The 18,903-nt window shown below is 61.8% G+C and carries 17 protein-coding genes; 13 read left to right on the forward strand and 4 right to left on the reverse strand.

Translation table 11 applies throughout. The features are described 5' to 3' along the window. Positions 1-183 precede the first annotated feature (183 nt). Positions 184-2,988 carry a pitrilysin family protein gene (locus tag PP263_RS03490; RefSeq protein WP_308366988.1) on the forward strand — a complete coding sequence of 935 codons (2,805 nt, stop codon included), beginning with the start codon at positions 184-186 and terminating at the stop codon, positions 2,986-2,988. An 84-nt stretch (positions 2,989-3,072) separates the two neighbouring features. Here PP263_RS03490 and PP263_RS03495 read toward each other — a convergent pair whose 3' ends face one another. Continuing rightward, the gene (locus tag PP263_RS03495) at positions 3,073-3,204 is read right to left on the reverse strand and encodes a glutathione binding-like protein (RefSeq protein WP_308366989.1); all 132 of its coding nucleotides are present in this window, start codon (positions 3,202-3,204) and stop codon (positions 3,073-3,075) included. 186 nt (positions 3,205-3,390) lie between these two features. Here PP263_RS03495 and PP263_RS03500 point away from each other — a divergent pair, with 186 nt between their 5' ends. Further along, complete coding sequence (locus PP263_RS03500) at positions 3,391-4,758, forward strand: amidohydrolase family protein (RefSeq protein ID WP_308366990.1); 1,368 nt, start codon at positions 3,391-3,393, stop codon at positions 4,756-4,758. A 23-nt stretch (positions 4,759-4,781) separates the two neighbouring features. Here PP263_RS03500 and PP263_RS03505 read toward each other — a convergent pair whose 3' ends face one another. Both PP263_RS03505 and PP263_RS03510 read right to left on the reverse strand, forming a co-directional pair. Continuing rightward, entirely contained in the window at positions 4,782-5,498 is a 717-nt protein-coding gene (locus tag PP263_RS03505; protein ID WP_308366991.1) for an SIMPL domain-containing protein, read from the reverse strand. A gap of 117 nt (positions 5,499-5,615) precedes the next feature. Further along, positions 5,616-6,716, reverse strand: coding sequence for an aminotransferase class V-fold PLP-dependent enzyme (locus tag PP263_RS03510; RefSeq protein ID WP_308366992.1), 1,101 nt, complete (start codon positions 6,714-6,716; stop codon positions 5,616-5,618). A gap of 136 nt (positions 6,717-6,852) precedes the next feature. Here PP263_RS03510 and PP263_RS03515 point away from each other — a divergent pair, with 136 nt between their 5' ends. The 10 genes from PP263_RS03515 (at position 6,853) to PP263_RS03560 (ending at position 17,524) form a co-directional block, all read left to right on the forward strand. After that, positions 6,853-7,293 carry a lactoylglutathione lyase gene (locus PP263_RS03515; protein ID WP_308366993.1) on the forward strand — a complete coding sequence of 147 codons (441 nt, stop codon included), beginning with the start codon at positions 6,853-6,855 and terminating at the stop codon, positions 7,291-7,293. A gap of 66 nt (positions 7,294-7,359) precedes the next feature. Further along, on the forward strand, positions 7,360-8,469 hold the full coding sequence (locus PP263_RS03520; RefSeq protein ID WP_308366994.1) for a hypothetical protein: 1,110 nt from the start codon (positions 7,360-7,362) through the stop codon (positions 8,467-8,469). Then, positions 8,466-9,137, forward strand: a complete 672-nt coding sequence (locus tag PP263_RS03525) for a GntR family transcriptional regulator (protein WP_308366995.1) — start codon at positions 8,466-8,468, stop codon at positions 9,135-9,137. Before PP263_RS03520 ends, PP263_RS03525 begins: the two co-directional genes overlap by 4 nt. 4 nt (positions 9,138-9,141) lie before the next feature. After that, the gene (locus tag PP263_RS03530; protein WP_308366996.1) at positions 9,142-9,450 is read left to right on the forward strand and encodes a DUF6122 family protein; all 309 of its coding nucleotides are present in this window, start codon (positions 9,142-9,144) and stop codon (positions 9,448-9,450) included. A 331-nt stretch (positions 9,451-9,781) separates the two neighbouring features. Next, positions 9,782-11,131: an aspartate aminotransferase family protein gene (locus PP263_RS03535; RefSeq protein ID WP_308366997.1), complete on the forward strand. Its 1,350-nt coding sequence runs from the start codon at positions 9,782-9,784 to the stop codon at positions 11,129-11,131. A 472-nt stretch (positions 11,132-11,603) separates the two neighbouring features. Further along, the gene (locus tag PP263_RS03540) at positions 11,604-12,989 is read left to right on the forward strand and encodes a glutamine synthetase family protein (RefSeq protein ID WP_308366998.1); all 1,386 of its coding nucleotides are present in this window, start codon (positions 11,604-11,606) and stop codon (positions 12,987-12,989) included. Between the two features lie 305 nt (positions 12,990-13,294). Then, positions 13,295-14,125 (forward strand): OmpW family outer membrane protein, encoded by an 831-nt coding sequence (locus tag PP263_RS03545; RefSeq protein ID WP_308366999.1) that lies wholly within the window; start codon positions 13,295-13,297, stop codon positions 14,123-14,125. 140 nt (positions 14,126-14,265) lie between these two features. Then, a complete protein-coding gene (locus PP263_RS03550; protein ID WP_308367000.1) occupies positions 14,266-15,648 on the forward strand; it encodes a glycosyltransferase family 4 protein in 1,383 nt (460 codons plus the stop codon). Then, a complete protein-coding gene (locus PP263_RS03555) occupies positions 15,648-16,412 on the forward strand; it encodes a class I SAM-dependent methyltransferase (protein ID WP_308367001.1) in 765 nt (254 codons plus the stop codon). The genes PP263_RS03550 and PP263_RS03555 overlap by 1 nt, the downstream gene beginning before the upstream one ends. After that, positions 16,409-17,524, forward strand: a complete 1,116-nt coding sequence (locus PP263_RS03560; RefSeq protein WP_308367002.1) for a prenyltransferase — start codon at positions 16,409-16,411, stop codon at positions 17,522-17,524. Before PP263_RS03555 ends, PP263_RS03560 begins: the two co-directional genes overlap by 4 nt. Here the strand turns inward: PP263_RS03560 and PP263_RS03565 are convergent. Beyond that, positions 17,453-18,070, reverse strand: coding sequence for a class I SAM-dependent methyltransferase (locus tag PP263_RS03565; protein WP_308367003.1), 618 nt, complete (start codon positions 18,068-18,070; stop codon positions 17,453-17,455). The genes PP263_RS03560 and PP263_RS03565 overlap by 72 nt on opposite strands. Before the next feature lie 72 nt (positions 18,071-18,142). On the opposite strand from PP263_RS03565, the gene PP263_RS03570 reads away from it, so the two are divergent. Then, positions 18,143-18,865 (forward strand): acyltransferase, encoded by a 723-nt coding sequence (locus PP263_RS03570; protein ID WP_308367004.1) that lies wholly within the window; start codon positions 18,143-18,145, stop codon positions 18,863-18,865. Positions 18,866-18,903 lie beyond the last annotated feature (38 nt).

Raw genomic sequence — 18,903 nt, forward strand, 5'->3', positions numbered from 1 at the left:
ACAGTGCCGGTGTGCCTCGCACTGGCGTCCCATTGACCCGCTGCCCAATGTCGCTGAGCGCCCGCCGGAAACCAAAAGGGCCCGAAATGGGTCTATAGTGCTTTCATTCCGACTGGTGCTTCTCTGCCCGGCGCCACCGGATCGAATTTGAAGACCGAGAACACAGCGAGACAGATAAGCGATATGCCCAGACTTTTCCCCACCTTGATTATTGTCGTCCTGGCGCTCGGCGCCTGCGGGGAGCGCGATGAGCCCCCACGCGCCCTGACCGTGGATCGGGAGGCCGCGGCCAGCAGCAAGGCGGCGGCGGCCGATAACGCCGCTTATATTGAGCCGCCCAAGCTAGAGATTCCTTTCCACAAGGAGACCCTCGACAACGGCCTGACGGTGATTGTGCATGAGGACCACAAGGTGCCGGTGGTGGCGGTCAATATCTGGTACAAGGTGGGGTCCAAGGACGAACAGCCGGGCAAGACCGGTTTTGCGCATTTGTTCGAACACCTGATGTTCAACGGCTCGGAAAATTTTCCCGGAGAATATTTCGAGCCCTTCCAGCGTTCCGGTGCCACCGATATGAATGGCACCACCGATAACGACCGTACCAACTATTTCGAAACTGTGCCGGTAGGGGCGCTGGATATGGCGCTGTGGATGGAGTCCGACCGCATGGGACACTTCAGCGGCGCCATCAGCCAGGAAAAGCTCGACGAACAGCGCGGGGTGGTGAAAAACGAAAAGCGCCAGGGGGAGAACGCCCCCTACGGCAAGGCCTTCGATACCATCGCCGAGAGTACCTTTCCACCCTTCCACCCCTATTCATGGACTCCTATCGGCTCCATGGAGGACCTGGACCAGGCCAGCCTGGAAGATGTGAAACAGTGGTTCGCCGACTATTACCAGCCCGCCAATGCCATCCTGGTGATCGCTGGCGATATCACCGTGGATCAGGCCATGGCCAAGGCGCGGCAGTATTTCGGCGCAATTCCCAGCACCTCGGTGCCGCCGCGGTTGAAAAACTGGGAGCTGCCCGCGCAGCCCAACAAGCGCGAAATCCTGTTCGACCAGGTGCCGCAGACCCGTATCTACAAAGTGTGGAATGTACCGGCCATCGGCAGCAAGGAGGAGGATGCCCTGGACCTGCTCGCCTCCCTGCTGGCCAACCGCAAGAATTCACTGCTCTACCGCCGCCTGGTGCGCGACGAACAGGTGGCCACCAATGTGAGCGCCTTTTATTACGGGCGGCAGCTCGCGGGCCAACTGATCGTGGTCGTGGACGTAAAACCCGGGCAGCCGCTGGAAAAGGTCGAGAAACTGCTGAATGAGGAACTGCGGGCGTTCGCGCAACAGGGGGTGGACGTCGAGGAGCTGCGTCGTATCAAACAGAGTGAATTTGCCGAACTGGTCAAAGGCCTGGAAAAAAACGGTGGCTTTGGCGGCAAGAGCGATATTCTGGCTCGCTCGGAATTCTATTACGGCGATCCCGGTGCCCTGATCGACGGATTGCAAAAATATGCCGAGGTCTCGGCCGCCGAAGTGCAGGAGGTCGCCAATCGCTGGCTGAAAGCCGACAACTACACGCTGATCATCAAGCCCAAGCCGGAGTACTCGAGCACCTCGCAGGACGTGGATCGCTCCAAACTGCCGGCGGTGGACAAAACCGTGGAGCTGGAGCTTCCGCAACAACAGGCGTTCACTCTCGACAACGGCCTCAAAGTGGTGCTGGCGGAGCGCCACGACACCCCGGCCGTGTTCATGAACCTCCAGTTCCGCAGCGGCGCCGCGGTGGACAGCGATAAACCGGGGCTGGCTTCCATCACCGCGCGCATGCTGAGCGAGGGCGCCGGTGATTACGACAGCCTGCAGTTCAGCGCCCGGGAAGAAGAACTGGGTGCGAATATTTCCGCCGGCAGCGGGCTGGATTACAACAGCATCACCCTCTCCGCGCTAAAGAGCCAACTGGAGCCCTCCCTGGACTTGCTGGCGGACGTGGTCACCAAGCCGCTCTTTGCCGAGGAGGACCTGGCCCGGGTGAAGTCCAACCGCCTCGACGCCATTGCCCAGGAAAAGGCGCAGCCCCAGGGGCTGGCCATGCGCACGCTGCCGCCGCTGCTGTTCGGCGAGCAGCATCCCTACGGCTCGCCGTTGACCGGCTCCGGCACTGAGGAAGGGGTTAAGGCCATCGACCGCGATGATCTGACGGCATTTCACGAAACCTGGGTGCGCCCGGACAACGCCACTCTGACCGTAGTGGGGGACGTGACCCGGAAGGAACTCGAGCCCATGCTCAATAACGCCTTCTCCGGTTGGAATGCACCGGGCGAATCACTACCTGAAGTGAATATCTCGGCTGTGGAACGGCCGCAAAAGGCAAGGGTTTACCTGCTGGACCGCCCGGGGGCCCAGCAGAGCTACATAATGGCCGGCTTGGTGATGCCCCCCTGGCGGCCCGAAGGTGCCGAGGCCTTCGACGCCATGGCCGATATTATCGCCGGCAAGTTCACCTCGCGGGTGAATATGAATCTGCGCGAGGACAAAAACTGGTCCTACGGCGCCCGTGCGGTGTCCCTGGATACCGTGGGTCAGCGGCCCTACATCCTTTTCGCTCCGGTACAGACCGACAAGACCGCTCCGGCAATGCGGGAACTGCTCAAGGAGTATCGCGATTTCCTGGGTGACCAGCCGGTGCGCGAGAACGAGCTGGCGGACTATCGCGATGACGAAGTACTCAAGCAGAGCGCCCGCTACCAGACTAAGGGGCAGCTGCTCTCCGGTATCTCCTGGCAGGTGGAAAAGGGTCTGCCGCCGGAGTATCTCGCCGAATACCCGCAGCGGGTGGCGGCGCTTACCCAGCCGCAGGTGGAAGCGGCAGCCCGGGAATTCCTTGCCCCGGACCAGTTCACCTGGGTGGTGGTTGGAGACCTGGACAAGATCCGGAAAGAGGTGGAGGCACTGGATATCGGTCCCGTTATAGTGATCGATGAGCAGTAACGATTGCCCAGGGACGAACACAAAGTTCGTCCCTATGCCCATTCGTCATTCCAGCGCAGGCCGGAATCCAGCGTCGCCGAGCACTCAAGCTCGTGCGCTCGGCCGCTCATTCACCTCGTCGCGCCAGCGCTTCAGATTCAGGTACTCTTCCGCACCCGGGCGCAGGTCCGCCACTTTGCCGAAATCCAGTGAACACACCATGCTGATATCCGCCACCGGGAAATAATTTCACACCAGGTAGCGATTCTCCGCCAAGTGGTTGTTCAGCTTCAGGGCTTTTTTGCCGCTCTCCTCGCCGAACTCCGGAAATACCTGTTCGTAGATTTTCATTGAGGCTTTCTCTCAGCTCCGCAGATGGGTTAGATTGTGCATCGTTTATAGGTAGACGCTGAAGGCGGGACGATGACAACAAATACCAATCCGACAAACCTTCGCGGGCGTGCGGCCGGCATCCTGCTGGCCCTGTGTGCCGGACTCTTCGCGACCCAGGCTGTGGCGGAGACGCTGGCGATATACGCGGGGCAGCTGTTCGACAGCGAGAGCGGCAAGTTGTTGGAAAAGCGCACCATCCACGTGGAGAACGGGCGCATCGCGTCGGTACAGAAGGGCTTTGCCAAGCGCGACCGCGAAAAACTGGTGGACTTGCGGAAGTACACGGTGTTGCCGGGCCTGGTGGATATGCATACACACCTGGCATTCGAGTTCGGTCCGCGCACATATATGGAGACTTTCACCTGGAATGCGGCGGACTACACTCTGCGCGCTGTGGACACTGCCGGGCGCACCCTCCGGGCCGGCTTCACCACAGTGAGAGACCTGGGTGACAGCGGCAATGTGACCGTGAGCCTGCGCAACGCCATCGAGAAGGGCACCATCGAGGGGCCGCGTATCTTTACCGCGGGCAAATCCATCGCCACCACTGGCGGCCACGCCGATCCGACCAACGGCTATCGCCACAGCCTGATGGGTAGCCCCGGCCCTGCGGAGGGGGTGGTAAACGGCCCGGCCAGTGCCCGCGAAGCGGTGCGCCAACGCTACAAGGACGGGGCCGACCTGATCAAGATCACCGCCACCGGCGGCGTGCTGAGCGTGGCCAAGAGCGGCCAGAACCCCCAGTTTATGGATGACGAACTGGAGGCGATCGTGGCCACCGCCAGGGATTACGGCTTTACCGTGGCGGTGCACGCGCACGGTAAAGAGGGCATGGAGCGGGCGATCCGCGCCGGTGTGGATTCCATCGAGCACGGCACCTACATGGACGAGGAAACCATGGACCTGATGAAACGCCACAACACCTGGTATGTGCCCACCCTGCTGGCGGGGGACTGGGTGGCCAAAAAAGCCGCCATCGAAGGTTTCTTTCCGGACCTGGTGCGCCCTAAGGCGGCGAGAATCGGCCCCCTGATCCAGGGAACCTTTGCCGAGGCGCACAGGCGCGGGGTGAAGATCGCCTTCGGCACCGATTCCGGCGTGAGCCGCCACGGCGACAACGCGCAGGAATTCGCACTGATGGTGCAGGGTGGCATGTCCCCCGCCGATGCCATCCGCAGCGCCACCTGGAACGCGGCCCAGTTGCTCAAGGCCGAGGACGAGTTGGGTAGCATCAGCGAGGGCAAGAGGGCGGACATCATCGCCGTTGCCGGCAATCCGCTAGAGGACATCACCGAGCTGCAGCGGGTGCGGTTTGTGATGAAAGACGGGCGGATATTCAAGAATCAATCATCGATGAACAATGACCAATTGTCCGTGACCCCGTCGGCCGCGCATTGATCATCGTTCACCGGTCACTGAATTTATTTTCCCAGTTCAAACATCAGATCCAGATTCACTGCCAGTGTGGTTTCCCCCGGCGCTACCGGCGTGGTGGTGTCGGCTTTGGCGGTGGCCATTTCCATACGCATCATCGGGCGGGGCGGGCCGTCGCTGCCGTTTTCGGAAATGCTCAGGATGCGGCGCACCTTCATCCCGAGAGCATCGGCGTAAGTCTCGGCACGGGCCTGGGCCTGCTTGAGCGCCTTGCGGCGGGCCTCGTCATACACCGGCTCCGGCTCGCCGATTTCGAAGCTGGGGCCGTGAATCTGATTGGCGCCTTCGGCGGCCATGGCGTCCAGTACCTTGCCCAGGCGATCTATATCGCGCACCTTGATATTGACCGTATTGCTGGCCTGGTAGCCGGTGATCTCGGGCTTTCTGTTCTGGTGATACTGGTAGCGCGGTGAGAGGTTGATGCCGCTGGTTTGCACATCCTTGTCGGCAATACCGGCCTTTTTAATCGCGGCCATTAGTTTCTCCATCTCTTCGGCGTTTTTACGCAGCGCCTTCTCGCTGTCCACGTCTTCGGTCACCACGCCGGCAGAAATATTGGCCACGTCCGGCACGCGGCTGGCTTCCGCGCGGGAGGAGACGGACAGCAGTATGCCATCCTTGCCGATATCGAAATTCTCGGCCGCGACAGCAGCGGTTGAGACAAGCAGAGTGAAAATTGCGATCAACAGAGTGTTTAACTTCATAAGGATTTCCTTTTGATCAGGTGAGATGCGATTTTCCATACGAACCCTTAACCGGGAGTGAATATCGCAAAATTTTCCGTAGGCGAATATACAGTGATTGTGCGTCCGGTGCTTTATTCAAGAGACAAATACCCGCCGGTAAGTTTCCCCTTCCGGATGGTAGATGGCGAAGCCCAGGCGCAGCAACTGTTTGCGCCGGTCGCAGAGTACGCCGCGGGACAACAGCTCTTGCTGCAGTTGTTCCGAGCGCCCGCTGTCGCCGCAGTCGAAGGTAAAGAAATGGCCGTGGCCATTTTCCAGGTCGTGGTGGATCAAATTTTCCCGGTTCAACAGCGGGTGTCCGGCGCTGTCCATGGTATCGAGAAAGCGTCGCTGGGCAGCGAGTACATAGCGGTGGATCTTTTCCACGGTAACGCCGTCGCGTTCGAACAGCTGGAATATCGCCAGGCCCTTGTACAGGGTGGAGTAGTCCATGGTGGCGCCGGCAAAGCGCAGCCAGTTGTCCGCGTAGGCCACGCGCTCCGCGCGGTTCTCCAGTTCTGCCAGTTCGGCAAACCAGCCGGTGTTGAGCGGGCGCAGGCTACAATTGGCGGGAATGCTCATGAAACAGAGCCCCTCGCCGGCGCCCAGGTATTTGTAGGAGCCGGCGGTATAGAACACCTTGTCGGCCACTGCGGCGAGATCTGTGGGGCGGGCGAAGAAGGCGTGATAACCGTCGATTGCGAACTCGGTCCGTTCGGGTTTGCGCGCGGCGATCTCCAACAGCTGCGGGAATACCACGCCAGAGTCGAAAAATACCTGGCTGGCGTAGGCCAGTTGATAGTCGCCGCCGTGCAGTTCCTCCTCGAAGCGCTGCGCCAGGGTGGCGTAGGGCTCCTTGGGAATGCGGGTGACCCGGACATTGGGTTCCTCTTCCAGCCGCTGCAGCTGGCGGGCAAAGCTGTAGAATTCGCCGTCCGTGGTGAGAATGCGCAGCGGTTGGCGCAGGTCGAAGGCGCTGAGCAGGCGGTACACCAACTCGTGGGTGTTGGGGGCAATGGCGATACGTTCCGGTGCCGGCAGCGCGAGGACGCGGGCGACGGCCTGCTGCCATGCGGGAATTTTCTCTTCGAAGAGAGGCCCCCATTTGTTGTCGGCCAGGGCCGCCGCGTCGCGCCAGTATTGCTGCACCGCTTCCAGGGTCACATCGGGCCAGTAGTGGTGGGAGTGGCATGCCATATGCAGCGCAGGTTCCCCTCGATTGGGAGCCTGCAGGAATTGTCGATAATATTTTTGATACATTTCGCGCTGGTATCCGCGTTGATATGCTTTTATTTTGTCCCGCGATTGTAGTCGCAGAGAAGGAGGAGTTGCAGTGGAATATTTACACACAATGGTACGAGTATCGGACCTGGAGGAATCGCTGAAGTTTTATTGCGAAAAGCTGGGACTGCAGCAGATCAGCCGCAGCGATCACGATAAAGGGCGCTTCAGCCTGATTTTTCTCGCCGCACCCGGGGATGCGGACAGCGCCCGCGAAAACAAGACCCCCTGCCTGGAATTGACCTACAACTGGGACCCGGAGACCTACACTGGGGGACGTAACTTCGGCCACCTGGCCTACCGGGTGGATAATATCTACGCAACCTGCCAGCGGCTGATGGACAGCGGCGTCACCATCAACCGGCCGCCCCGCGATGGCCACATGGCTTTCGTGCGCTCGCCGGACGGGATTTCCATCGAGCTGCTGCAAAAGGGCGAGCCCCTGGAGCCGCAGGAGCCCTGGGCCTCGATGGAGAACACCGGCGAGTGGTGAGTTGTCGGCACGATGGATAGAGGCGAACCCGGTGTTCGCTCGAAGAGGTTTGTTTAGAGGTCAGAAGTGAAAAAATCATCCTGCGTGTTGCTGGCCGGCGCCACCGCGGCGAAACGCATTCGCGAGGAGGGGCTCCGCCAGGAGCAGTTCTCCACTTTGGTGGGCGCCTCAGGCGGGCCCAAGTGGCTGGTCATCAGCCAGCTGGACCGGGTGCTGATGGGCGAATTCTTCCGGGACCGGAGTGATCCCATCGTCAGCCTGGGCTCCTCCATCGGCAGTTTCCGCAATATGTGTTACGCGATGGAGGACTCCGTGGGCGCCCTGGAGCGGCTGGAGTACGGCTACATCCACCAGACTTATGCCTCGGCCAGGCCCACGCCGGCAGAGATCACAGCCACCGGGGAGCGGATACTGCGCGAAGTACTGGGCAAAGAGGGCGCCCGCCAGGTGGCGGAGAATCCGGTCTGGCAAAGCCATTTCGTTGCCGTTCGCGGCCGCGGCCCTCTGGCGAGCGAACGGCGGGCGCTGCTGGGGCCGGCGCTGCTGGCCTCGGCGCTGGCCAACGCGGTGTCGCGGCGCGCCCTGAGTGCCTTCTGGGACCGGGTGGTATTCCACTCGGGGAAGAGCGCCGGGGTGCGCTTCCAGCATTTGCGCACCATCGACACGCCGCTGTCGGCGGAGAATGTGTGTGCCGCGGTGCTTGCCAGCGGTTCCATCCCCCTGGTGATGACAGGGGTGCAGAACCCGCTGGGCGCGCCGCTGGGCAATTACCGCGACGGCGGTATCACGGATTACCATTTCGATCTGCGTTTCGACCACCCGCAGGGGCTGGCGTTGTATCCGCACTTCTTTCCCTATATGGTGCCCGGCTGGTTCGACAAGCGCTTTGCCTGGCGCTGGGTGCGGGGCGGGGTCATGCAGAATACCCTGCTGGTGGCGCCGTCGCCGGCGTTTGTCGCCGCCGAGCTGCCCTACGGCAGGATCCCCGACCGCGACGATTTCTACAAGCTCAGCACGGCGGAGCGGGTAAGCTACTGGACCTCAGTGGTGGAAACGAGCAAACAGGTGGCGGAAGACTTTTACGAGCTGTGGCAAACCGGCGCCATAGAGGACCAGATGGTCGAAGTCGGTGTCGACGATATACCGCATAAATTGACCAGGATCACGGCTGCATGAGCGAACAGCAGGAATTCAGTGCCCCCCAGGAGGAGTACCGCACCACCCAGGAGCGGGTCTACTACCAGGTGCGCGACGCCATCCTGCGGGGCAAATTCCTGCCCGGCCATCCGGTCACCATTCGCGGCCTGGCCGCAGAGCTGGACTGCAGCCCGATGCCGGTACGCGAGGCGCTGCGCCGGCTCACTTCTGAGCGCGCCCTGGAACTCTCCGATACCCGGCGGGTGACTGTGCCCAGTATGACCCCGGAGAAACTCGCCGAGATATGTGCGGCGCGGGTGGCGCTGGAGTGCCAGGCGGCAGAGCAGGCGTTGCCATTCGTGGGCCCGGAGGAGTTGGAACAACTGCGCCAGTTGGACGAGCGGGTCACCGCGGCGCTGGAGGAGGGGGACATACAGGAGTATGTCACCGCCAACCTGGAATTCCACTTCACTCTCTACCGCCTGGGGCGGCCACATATCATCCTGTCGCTGATCGAGAGCCTGTGGCTGCAGACGGCGCCGCTACAGCACCTGGTGTTCCAGCGCTTCGGCGTACAGGAGCTGCCGGACCGCCACCGGGACCTGCTGGACGCCATCGCCGCGGGCGACGTGCAGCGGGTGCGCACGGCCATTCGCCAGGATATCGAAGAGGGGCTAGGCTCCATTTCCGCGGAAGAGTTGCTGTAGGCCGGTGTTTAACTACATCCATCTCGCGCTGCACATCCTGGTGCCGGTGGCCATCGCCTGGCTTTTCTTCCGGCCCATCTGGAAGAGGGCGGCGCTGATAATGCTGGCCGCCAACCTGGTGGATCTGGATCATCTGCTGGCAGATCCGGTTTACGCCCCCGACCGCTGCAGTATCAACTTCCACCCGCTGCACAGGATGCTGCCCATCTCACTGTACGGCGCCATGGTGTTCCTGCCCTGGCAGCCGGTGCGCCTGCTGGGTATCGGTCTGATCACCCATATGCTGCTGGATGCGGTGGACTGCGGCTTCTGACCAGAAGGGGCCTGTGAAGTCCCGTGTTGTTTCCGGGCTCCTGTCCATTGGCATGCTCTGTGGCGGCCCTGCTGCCGATGGCTGTTTCCGGGACACGGGCTAGGCGCCCCCCCTAAGTACGTCTCTGTAGGCTCTAATCGGCATCCCTGCCTCATAAGGTCCCGTAAACAGCCATCGGCATCAGAGCCTTCGCATTGAGTTTCGATATTCTTTGCCGGGTCCCGATTCCAAATTCCTGTTGCGAAACCGGCTCGCTCCACACTAAAATGTGATCACAAATTCGAGGGCCGGGATCGCTATCGTCCCGGCCAGCACAGTCGGGAGCGAGATGATGAACAAGAGTCAACTGCAACAGCACGACCGCGAGCACCTGCTGCACCCTTTTACCGATTTCAACGACCTGGGCAGGCAGGGAACCCGGGTGATCACCGGTGCCGAGGGCGCCTACATCACCGACATCGACGGCCATCGGATGCTCGACGGCATGTCCGGCCTCTGGTGCTGCAATCTGGGTTACAGCCGCAAGGAGATCGCCGACGCCATCTACGAGCAGCTGAACACGCTGCCCTTCTACAACAGCTTCTTCCAATGCACCACCGTGCCTTCCATCGAGCTGGCGGACGCCCTCGCGGAGGTGAGCCCGGCGCACATGAATAACGTCTTCTTCACCGGCTCCGGCAGCGAGGCCAACGACACCAACCTGCGGATCATCCGCCGCTACTGGGACCTGAAAGAGCAGCCGGAGAAGCGCATCATCATCTCCCGCAAGAATGCCTACCACGGTTCCACCATCGGCGGCGCCAGCCTCGGTGGTATGAACGGCATGCGCAAGCAGTTCCAGCCGCTGGACTATATCGAGCATATCCAGCAGCCCTACTGGTTCGGTGAGGGCGGCGACATGTCCCCGGAGGAATTCGGCATCCACGCCGCCCGCTGCCTGGACGAGAAAATCCAGGAACTGGGTCCGGAGAATGTGGCGGCGTTTATCGCCGAGCCGATCCAGGGCGCCGGCGGCGTGGTCATCCCGCCGGAAACCTACTGGCCGGAAGTGAAAAGGATACTGGACCAGTACGACATACTGCTGGTGATGGACGAGGTGATCTTCGGCTTCGGCCGCACCGGTGAGTGGTTCGGCGCCGACTACTACGGCATGCAGCCGGACCTGATGACTTTCGCCAAGGCGGTGACCAATGGCTACTTCCCTTTGGGTGGCACCATGGTCGGCGACCGGGTGGCGGAGGTGATCAAGGCCAAGGGCGGCGAGTTCACCCACGGCTACACTTATTCCGCGCACCCGGCGGCCTGCATGGCTGGTCTGACGACGATCAATATCCTGCGCAATGAGAACATCATCGACAATGTGCGCGACGTCACCGCGCCCTACCTGGCCAAACGCTGGGCGGAACTGGCGGACCACCCGATCGTGGGTGAAGCGCGCAGCCTGGGCCTGGTAGGCGCCCTGGAGCTGGTAAAGGACAAGGCCAGCCGCGCGCGCTTTGATGACAAGTGCACCGCCGGCGGTGTCTGCCGCGATATGAGCATCAGGAATGGCCTGGTGATGCGCGCCACCGGCGATACCATGATCATCGCGCCGCCGCTGATTCTCACCACCGAGCAGGTGGATGAACTGGTGGATAAGGCGCACCGGGCGCTGGACGACACCGCTAAGGCGTTGGCGTAATATTCCCGGGACCGCGGAGCTCCAGCTCCGCCCCGTGTAGGAGCGGCGGGGCGGCCATCCGCCCATGGCCGCGATCGCGACATCAGATACCTGCGGCGATGCGGCGATTTACTACGGAGCCCCAAACCAACCGGGCCCGGGATATTGGAAAGAATACCGAGGCCTGAAGCGAAGGCCCTGCTGCCGGGGCCGTCCGTGAAACATTTGCCGATGAGGCTGTTGAGCGGACGGTCACCGGCAGCAGGGCCGCCCGGGCCTTTCTCCACGGCGATTTATCGTGGAGCCCTAAATCAACTGGGACCCGAGACACGGGACTCTGGAAAAAGTACCGAGCCCTGAAGCGAAGGCTCTGCTATCGGGCCGTCCGCAAAACCTTTGCCGATGAGGCTGTTGAGCGGACAACCCCCGGCAGCAGGGCCGCCACGGACCTGGCTTACAATCACCCAGGCCCCCCGATAACCAAAGGCAATGTATGTCCAAGGAAAAAAAATTCGCGCCGCCTTCGGAAATCCTGCAGGAATCCGAAACATTCCTGCGCGAGCACCCCGATCTCAAGTGGATCGAGGGCTTTATCTTCGATATCAACGGCATCCCCCGCGGCAAGTGGCTGCCGGCGGGCGCGGCGCACAAATTGTTGAAGGGCGGCCTGCAGATGCCGCGCAGCGCGGTCAGCCTGGACGTGTGGGGGCGGGATATCGAAAACAGCCCGCTGGTCTTCGCCAGCGGCGACGCGGATGGCATCTGTACGCCGGTATCGCCAATCTCCCTGGCGCCCTGGCACCGGGAGGAGACGGCGCAGCTGCACATGCAGCTGCGCGAGGCGGACGGCTCCCCGCTTTATGCCGACCCGCGCGCACAATTGCAGCGGGTGGTGGTGCGGCTCAAAGAGCTGGGTTACACCGCGGTGGCGGCCACCGAGCTGGAGTTTTACCTGCTGCGCGAGGAAGCGGATCACCTGGCGCGGCCGCGCCCCGTGAGCGACAACGACACCGAACTGGTGCCCTCCACCGATGTGTACGACCTCTCCGAACTGGACGCACAGCGGCATTTCTTCGCCGACGTGCGCGCCGCCTGCGGGTCGCAGGGCATTCCCGCGGACTCGATTCTCTCCGAGTGCGCGCCCGGGCAGTTCGAGATCAATCTGCTGCACAGTGCCGACCCGGTCAAAGTCGCCGACCAGACACTGCTGTTCAAGCGCCTGCTCAAGGGTGTGGCGCGCAGCCACGGCTATCGCGTGAGCACCATGGCCAAACCGTTTGGCGACCAGGCGGGCAACGGCATGCACGTACACCTCAGCCTGCTCGACGAAAACGGCAAAAATGTTTTCGACGACGGCAGCGACGCCGGTTCCGAACAGCTGCGCCAGGCCATTGCCGGCATGCTGGTCACCGCCAACGATGCCATGGCCTTCTTCGCACCGCACTCGAATTCCTATCGCCGCTTTCAGGAAAGCTCCCACGCGCCGCTGAATCTGTGCTGGGGCTACGACAACCGCACCACCACACTGCGGGTGCCCGCCAGCAGCCCGGACGCGCGGCGTATCGAGCACCGCATTGCCGGTGCCGATGTAAATCCCTACCTGGTGCTGGCCGCGATTCTCGCCGGTGCCTGTTACGGCCTGGAAAATACACTGCAGGCACCGGCGCCGGTGGAGGGCGATGCCTATCAGGTGGAGAGCGAACAACTGGTCAATACCTGGGGTGCCGCGCTCCAGCGCTTCGAGCACAGCCAGCTGTGGCAGGAGTATCTGGACCCCCGGTTCGTGGAGATATTCGTGTTGCTGAAGCGCCAGGAGATAGCGGAAATCGGCGCCCGCATCACCGATGTGGAATACCAGAGCTACCTGCACCGTGTCTGAAGGAAGACGTCATTTTTCACGCGGGAAAAAAGGCTGGGGCGACAACCGCCGAGGTTGCCAGTGAAGCTCTGCTATACCTAAAGCTAAGCGCACCGTGCGCTTATGACTCTCCTCCTGAAAGTGTGTTCGAGAAACCTGGCCCGCCTTTTGGCGGGCATTTTTTTCGAATTCTTCCTGCGGAATTTCCCTCCTCATAACGCGCCAGTCGTGGACCGCCGTGCCCTCCGGGCTGAAAAACCCCGCCTATAATGGAGAGAACCGCAACCGCGGCGAAGGAACTATTCAGAATTAAAAGGGGTTGCCTCATGATGAGATTGAAGTTCCTTCTCGTCTGTGTGGCCGCCGCGGCCTGCGCCGGCCTCGTCGCCCAGGCGGCACTTGCAGACTACAAAGAAGGCGACATTATCATCCGCGGTGGTGCCTCCTTTGTGGAGCCGGACGACGACCAGATTATCTCCCGCAGAATCCCCTTTTTGGTCGAGGAGGACGTTGAGGACGATCCGGCGACCGTGAACGTGCTTGGGACAGTCGACATGGACCTGGACGACGATACCACCTGGTACGTGAGCGGTGTCTGGCTGTTCCGGGACCACTGGGGCCTGGAGCTGCATCACGTCAACGATGCCAGCCTCGAAGCGGACCTGGATACTTTTGCCATCGCCGGTGGTTCCGTTGTTGGGTCAGCGAGAGTGGGGCTGGGTAATTTCGACATCCATGTCACCAGCCTGTTTATCAACTGGTATCCACTCGACCCCAGCTGCCTGATCCAGCCCTATGTTGGCCTCGGGGTGAACTACACTGACATCGACCGCGGCCCGAATTTCAAGCAGGTGCGCTCGGTGTTTGGCAGCGGAGCCACCTTTGCCAACGGTATCCTGAACCTGGGCAGTGATTTCGGCGGGGCCGCCCAGGTGGGCGTGGACTTCCTGCTGGGGTACGACAGCAACTGGATCGTCAATGCCTCCGCGATCTACGCGGATTCCGAGCCGGACCTGGAGCTGGGCTACGGTCTGCCGGTCACCGGACTGCCCGCACCTTTCCCTGCCTCGACGACAGTGCCGGTTCGTATAAGTGGTGATTTCGACTACAGCCCCTGGATGTTGAACCTGGGCGTGGGCTATAAATTCATCTTCTGACTCCCGGGTGGGATCGATAGCGGGCCCTGTGCCCGCCCTCATACCGCGAACAAATTCTCCCTGGCAGTCATTTTAACGAGCGTGTATTCTTCGCCCGTCGGCATGGCCGCAGTCATTTCGAATAACAATCCGGGAATGTTATGACCGCCTTGGAGAATTTTGCAGACGGTCCTGGTGCACTGTCGAGACAGTCCACTGGAGCTGTGCCGCCACGGCCGCTCAAAATCTGCCTGCTGGGCTACCGCAGCCATCCCCACTGTGGCGGCCAGGGCGTTTACCTGTATTACCTGAGCAAAGCGTTGGTGGACGCCGGCCACGCAGTGGATGTGATCTCCGGCCAACCCTACCCGGAACTGGACCCACGGGTGCGGCTAATCAAAATGCCGGGCCTCAACCTGTTCGAAGAGAAGAATCCCACCCGCGCCCTGCGCCTTCGCCACTTGCTCTCCTGGACGGATTTTTTCGAGTGGTGGAGCAAGCTCAGCGGCGGTTTCGCCGAGCCCTACACCTTTGGCCGGCGCGCGGCCAGGTACCTGCGCGAGCATGGCCGCCACTACGACATAGTGCACGACAACCAGTCCCTGTGTTACGGGTTGTTGCAGATCGAGCGGGATGGCCTGCCGGTGGTGGCCACCATCCACCACCCGATTACCCGCGACCGCCAGCTGGCCCTGGATGCGGCGCCCGACTGGTGCTACCGCCTGCTGGTGCGCCGCTGGCACAACTTCCTGCGTATGCAGATCCGGGTGTCCCGCCGCCTGCGGCATATCGTGACGGTCTCCGAACAGTCGCAGCGGGATATCGTCGAGCAGTTCGGGGTGGCGCCGGATCAGATCCGGTTGATCTATAACGGTATCGATACGGATATTTTCCGTCCCCAGCCCGATATCGCGCGCACGCCTCTGCGCATCATGACCACCGCCTCCGCCGACCAACCCCTCAAGGGGCTGCGCTTTCTGCTGCACGCGCTGGCCACACTGCGCGGGAAATACCCCAAACTGGAACTGCTGGTGGTGGGACGATTGCAGGAGGGCGGCGCCACGGAACGATTGTTGAACGACTTGCAACTGCAAACTGCGGTACGATTTGTTTCCGGTATTTCCAACCAGCAGATGGTGGACTACTACGCGAGCGCCTCTGTGGTGGTGTGCCCTTCGCTCTACGAAGGTTTTGGGCTGCCGGCCGGGGAAGCCATGGCCTGCGGAACGCCGGTGATTTCGAGCGACGGCGGCGCGCTGCCGGAAGTGGTGGGTGATGCGGGCATCGTGGTGCCCGCCGGTGACAGCGATGCACTGGCGAAGGCCCTCGACCGCCTGCTCGCCGACGCCTCCGTGCGGGAAACCCTGGGACAGAAGGGCAGGGAGCGCATTGAGCAGCACTTTTCCTGGCGCCTGGCCGCCGAACATCTGGTGCACTACTACCTGGAAATTCTCGGACGCGAGGTGCCGGGCCGGCACCCGTCCGCGGAATTGCCCCTGCGCAAGGCGCGGGAAAATGGCGGCCGCGGTGCGGAGGCCGCCTGATGATCACTGTCGATCCGAAGAGACTCGACCTGCAGCCGGGACAGAGAGTGCTCGACCTCGGCTGCGGCGAGGGGCGTCACGCGATTCACCTGCTGGTTTCCGAACCGGTGGAGGTAGTGGGCGTCGACCTGAAATTCGCCGACGTGCAGACTGCACGCGAGCGCGCACAGCCATTTGTAGAGGGCGCCCAGGCACCCGGCCTGCTGCTCGGCGTGGCCAACGGCCTCCAACTGCCATTTGCCGACAACAGCTTCGATGTGGTGATCTGCTCTGAAGTGCTGGAGCATATCGAGGACTACACCGGGGTATTGGCGGAAATCGACCGGGTGTTGAAACCCGGGGGACTCTTCGCGGCGAGTGTGCCGACGTATTTTCCCGAATGGATCTGCTGGCGTTTGAGTGATGAATATCACCAGGTGGAAGGCGGACATATCCGTATCTTTCGCGAGCGGGAGCTGCGCCGCAGTATCGAAAAGCTGGGGCATCTCTGTTTTGCCCGCCACAAGGCCCACGCGTTGCATACTCCCTATTGGTGGCTCAAGTGTCTCCTGTGGCGCAGGCCTGAATCCCGGCTGCTGGCCCTCTATCACCGCCTGCTGGTCTGGGATCTGATGCAGAAACCTCGACTTACGCGGCTGCTGGAAAAACTACTCGATCCGCTGCTGGGAAAAAGTATCGTCCTGTATTTTGTCAAATCGCCGCAGCCGCTCAGGGCATTGCCGGAACAGAAAACTCCGGCATTGGCCGTGGAGTCCGCCGCATGACTGAGTTTGCCGTGCCCGCCAAGCCCGTCGCGGAACTCTTTCCGGCGGATTTTTTACACCGCAGTGCCGGCTATATTCTCTCGCAGCAGCAGGCGGACGGCTGCATCCCCTGGTTTCGCGGTGGCCACGCCGACCCCTGGGACCACGTGGAGGCGGCCATGGGGCTGAGCGTGGCCGGCGAGTACGCCGCGGCGGAAAGGGCCTATGCCTGGCTGGCGGAGATGCAACTGACGGACGGCAGCTGGTGGGCGGCCTACAAGGATGGCGGGATACACAATCGCGAGCGGCGCGAAAGCAATTTCGTCGCCTATATCGCCACTGGCGTCTGGCACCATTACCTGGTTACCGACGACAAAAATTTTCTGCGTGCCTACTGGCCCACCGTCGAGCGGGCGCTGGAATTTGTACTGGACCTGCAGACGGAACACGGCGATATCCACTGGGCGGTGGATACCGATGGACGGCCCGAAGAGGATGCGTTGATTACCGGCTGTTCCTCCATCTACAAGAGTCTGGAGTGCGGTATCAATATCGCCCGCAGCCTCGGCTGCGGGCGGCCGCGCTGGGAGCGGGGCAGGGAAAAGCTCGGGGAGGCGTTGAGGACGAAGCCGCAGCGTTTTGATCGCACCTGGGAGAGCAAGGCGCGCTTCTCCATGGACTGGTTTTATCCGGTGCTCGCCGGTGTGTTTTCCGCAACCGCGGCGCGCACGCGTTTGCAGGGCAAATGGGATGAATTTGTGGTGGCGGGATTGGGCTGCCGCTGCGTCAACGACGAGCCCTGGGTCACCGTGGCGGAGTCCTGTGAATTGACCATGGCACTGCTGGCAGCGGGCGAAGCCGGCCGCGCGGCGAAACTCTACCGCGGCCTGCACCGCTGGCGAGATGGCGACGGCGGCTACTGGACCGGCTATGTTTACCGGGACAGCGCCATCTGGCCGGAGGAGAAAACCACCTGGACGGTGGGAGCTATACTGCTGGCGGCGGATGCGCTCGCCGGCCTGACCCCGGCCAGCGGATTGTTTACTTCCGTGAAGTTGTTGTCAGACCCGGCGCAGGATGCCGAGGGTGTCGACCATCTCAACCAGCTCGAACTGGGCGGAAGCCAGCGCTAGCTTGTAGATCTCGTAGGGCGCCTGGCCCCCGTCGGCGGGGTCCGGAAAGATATCGTGAATCGCCAGGTAGCCGCCCGGTACGATATGACGCGCCCAGCAGCGGTAGTCGGTCATCGCCGCCTCCTGCGAATGGCCGCCGTCGATAAATACCAGACCGAGGGGCGTGTTCCATCGTCTTGCGGCCACTGAAGATGGGGCGACTACTGGAACCACCCAGTCCTCCAGCTGCGCCGCGCGAATATTGGTGCGAAAGGTACGGAAGCTGTCCATTAACCGGCTGTCTTCGTCGAAGAGTTCCGGGTCGTGGTACTCCTCGCCCGGCTGGTGTTCCTCGGAGCCGCGGTGATGGTCCACCGCGTAGAGCACACCGTCCACCAGTTTGCAGGCGGAGGCCAGGTATAACGTGGATTTTCCGCAGTAGCTGCCCACCTCCAGGCAGGCGCCCAGGCCGCAGGCTTCCACGGCCAGGTGGTACAGCGCCTCACCCTCGCTGGCGGCGAGAAAACCTTTGACGGCGTGAATATCGATGGGTAGCTCGAGGGACATGAAAATACCACTGGCGCTTTTTCAAGTGCCCGAACAGTAAACCGCCGCCGGCGGAAAAGCAATGCGAAGCCGATGCGCAAAGATCACCGACCCCACTGGTTGAAAAAATGCCAGCTGCGTTTTCGCCGCTGGCGCACCCGCCACTTTCTGCTACCGCAATTTGACGCCGTCGGTCGGGAGCCGGAAGTCATGCATCCGGCCTCGGTGCAGGTATTCGGTGGTAATATCCGTTTGGGGAATTATCCGCACCTGATTTCCACTCCGGACAACTGCATCCGCCTCACCACCTTCGGTCACCGGGGCGGCGAGGCATGGATCACCATCGGCGATTTTGTGCTGATTTCCCCGGGGGTGCGTATATCCGCGGCGGAGTCGATTACTATCGGCAACGCCTGCATGATCGCGGCCAATGTGTACATCTCCGACTCCGACTGGCACGGCCTCTATAATCGTACGCGTCCGTTTCGCTGTACCGCCCCGGTGCTCCTCGGCGACAATGTCTGGGTGGGGGACAGCGCGATTGTGTGCAAGGGGGTCACCATCGGCGACAACTCCGTCGTCGGAGCCGGCAGTGTGGTGACCCGGGACGTACCGGCCAACACCGTGGTGGCCGGCAACCCCGCCAGGGAGATCAAGCGGATCGAGCCCGGGCGTCGTATGATCACCCGCGAGGCTCTGTTTGCCGACGCCTTTCGCCAGGCGCACAACCTGGGCGAACTGGATAAAATGCTACTGGAGGGCAACTCTCTGTGGGGCTGGTTGCGTTCGCTGCTGTTTCCGCGACGGGGGGACTGAAGAAGTGAGCAGGTGTTTCCAACCCTGCGGGTCAATAG

The sequence above is a fragment of the Microbulbifer sp. TB1203 genome (assembly GCF_030997045.1).
GTDB lineage: Bacteria > Pseudomonadota > Gammaproteobacteria > Pseudomonadales > Cellvibrionaceae > Microbulbifer.

Excerpts from the sequence above, each read along its gene's own strand:
- PP263_RS03505 (WP_308366991.1), bottom strand. The coding sequence starts at position 5,498 with ATGAAGTTAAACACTCTGTTGATCGCAATTTTCACTCTGCTTGTCTCA.
- PP263_RS03565 (WP_308367003.1), bottom strand. The coding sequence starts at position 18,070 with ATGTCCCTCGAGCTACCCATCGATATTCACGCCGTCAAAGGTTTTCTC.
- PP263_RS03510 (WP_308366992.1), bottom strand. The coding sequence starts at position 6,716 with ATGGCATGCCACTCCCACCACTACTGGCCCGATGTGACCCTGGAAGCG.
- PP263_RS03545 (WP_308366999.1), top strand. The coding sequence starts at position 13,295 with ATGATGAGATTGAAGTTCCTTCTCGTCTGTGTGGCCGCCGCGGCCTGC.
- PP263_RS03560 (WP_308367002.1), top strand. The coding sequence starts at position 16,409 with ATGACTGAGTTTGCCGTGCCCGCCAAGCCCGTCGCGGAACTCTTTCCG.
- PP263_RS03525 (WP_308366995.1), top strand. The coding sequence starts at position 8,466 with ATGAGCGAACAGCAGGAATTCAGTGCCCCCCAGGAGGAGTACCGCACC.
- PP263_RS03500 (WP_308366990.1), top strand. The coding sequence starts at position 3,391 with ATGACAACAAATACCAATCCGACAAACCTTCGCGGGCGTGCGGCCGGC.
- PP263_RS03550 (WP_308367000.1), top strand. The coding sequence starts at position 14,266 with ATGACCGCCTTGGAGAATTTTGCAGACGGTCCTGGTGCACTGTCGAGA.
- PP263_RS03535 (WP_308366997.1), top strand. The coding sequence starts at position 9,782 with ATGAACAAGAGTCAACTGCAACAGCACGACCGCGAGCACCTGCTGCAC.
- PP263_RS03570 (WP_308367004.1), top strand. The coding sequence starts at position 18,143 with ATGCGCAAAGATCACCGACCCCACTGGTTGAAAAAATGCCAGCTGCGT.
- PP263_RS03490 (WP_308366988.1), top strand. The coding sequence starts at position 184 with ATGCCCAGACTTTTCCCCACCTTGATTATTGTCGTCCTGGCGCTCGGC.
- PP263_RS03555 (WP_308367001.1), top strand. The coding sequence starts at position 15,648 with ATGATCACTGTCGATCCGAAGAGACTCGACCTGCAGCCGGGACAGAGA.
- PP263_RS03540 (WP_308366998.1), top strand. The coding sequence starts at position 11,604 with ATGTCCAAGGAAAAAAAATTCGCGCCGCCTTCGGAAATCCTGCAGGAA.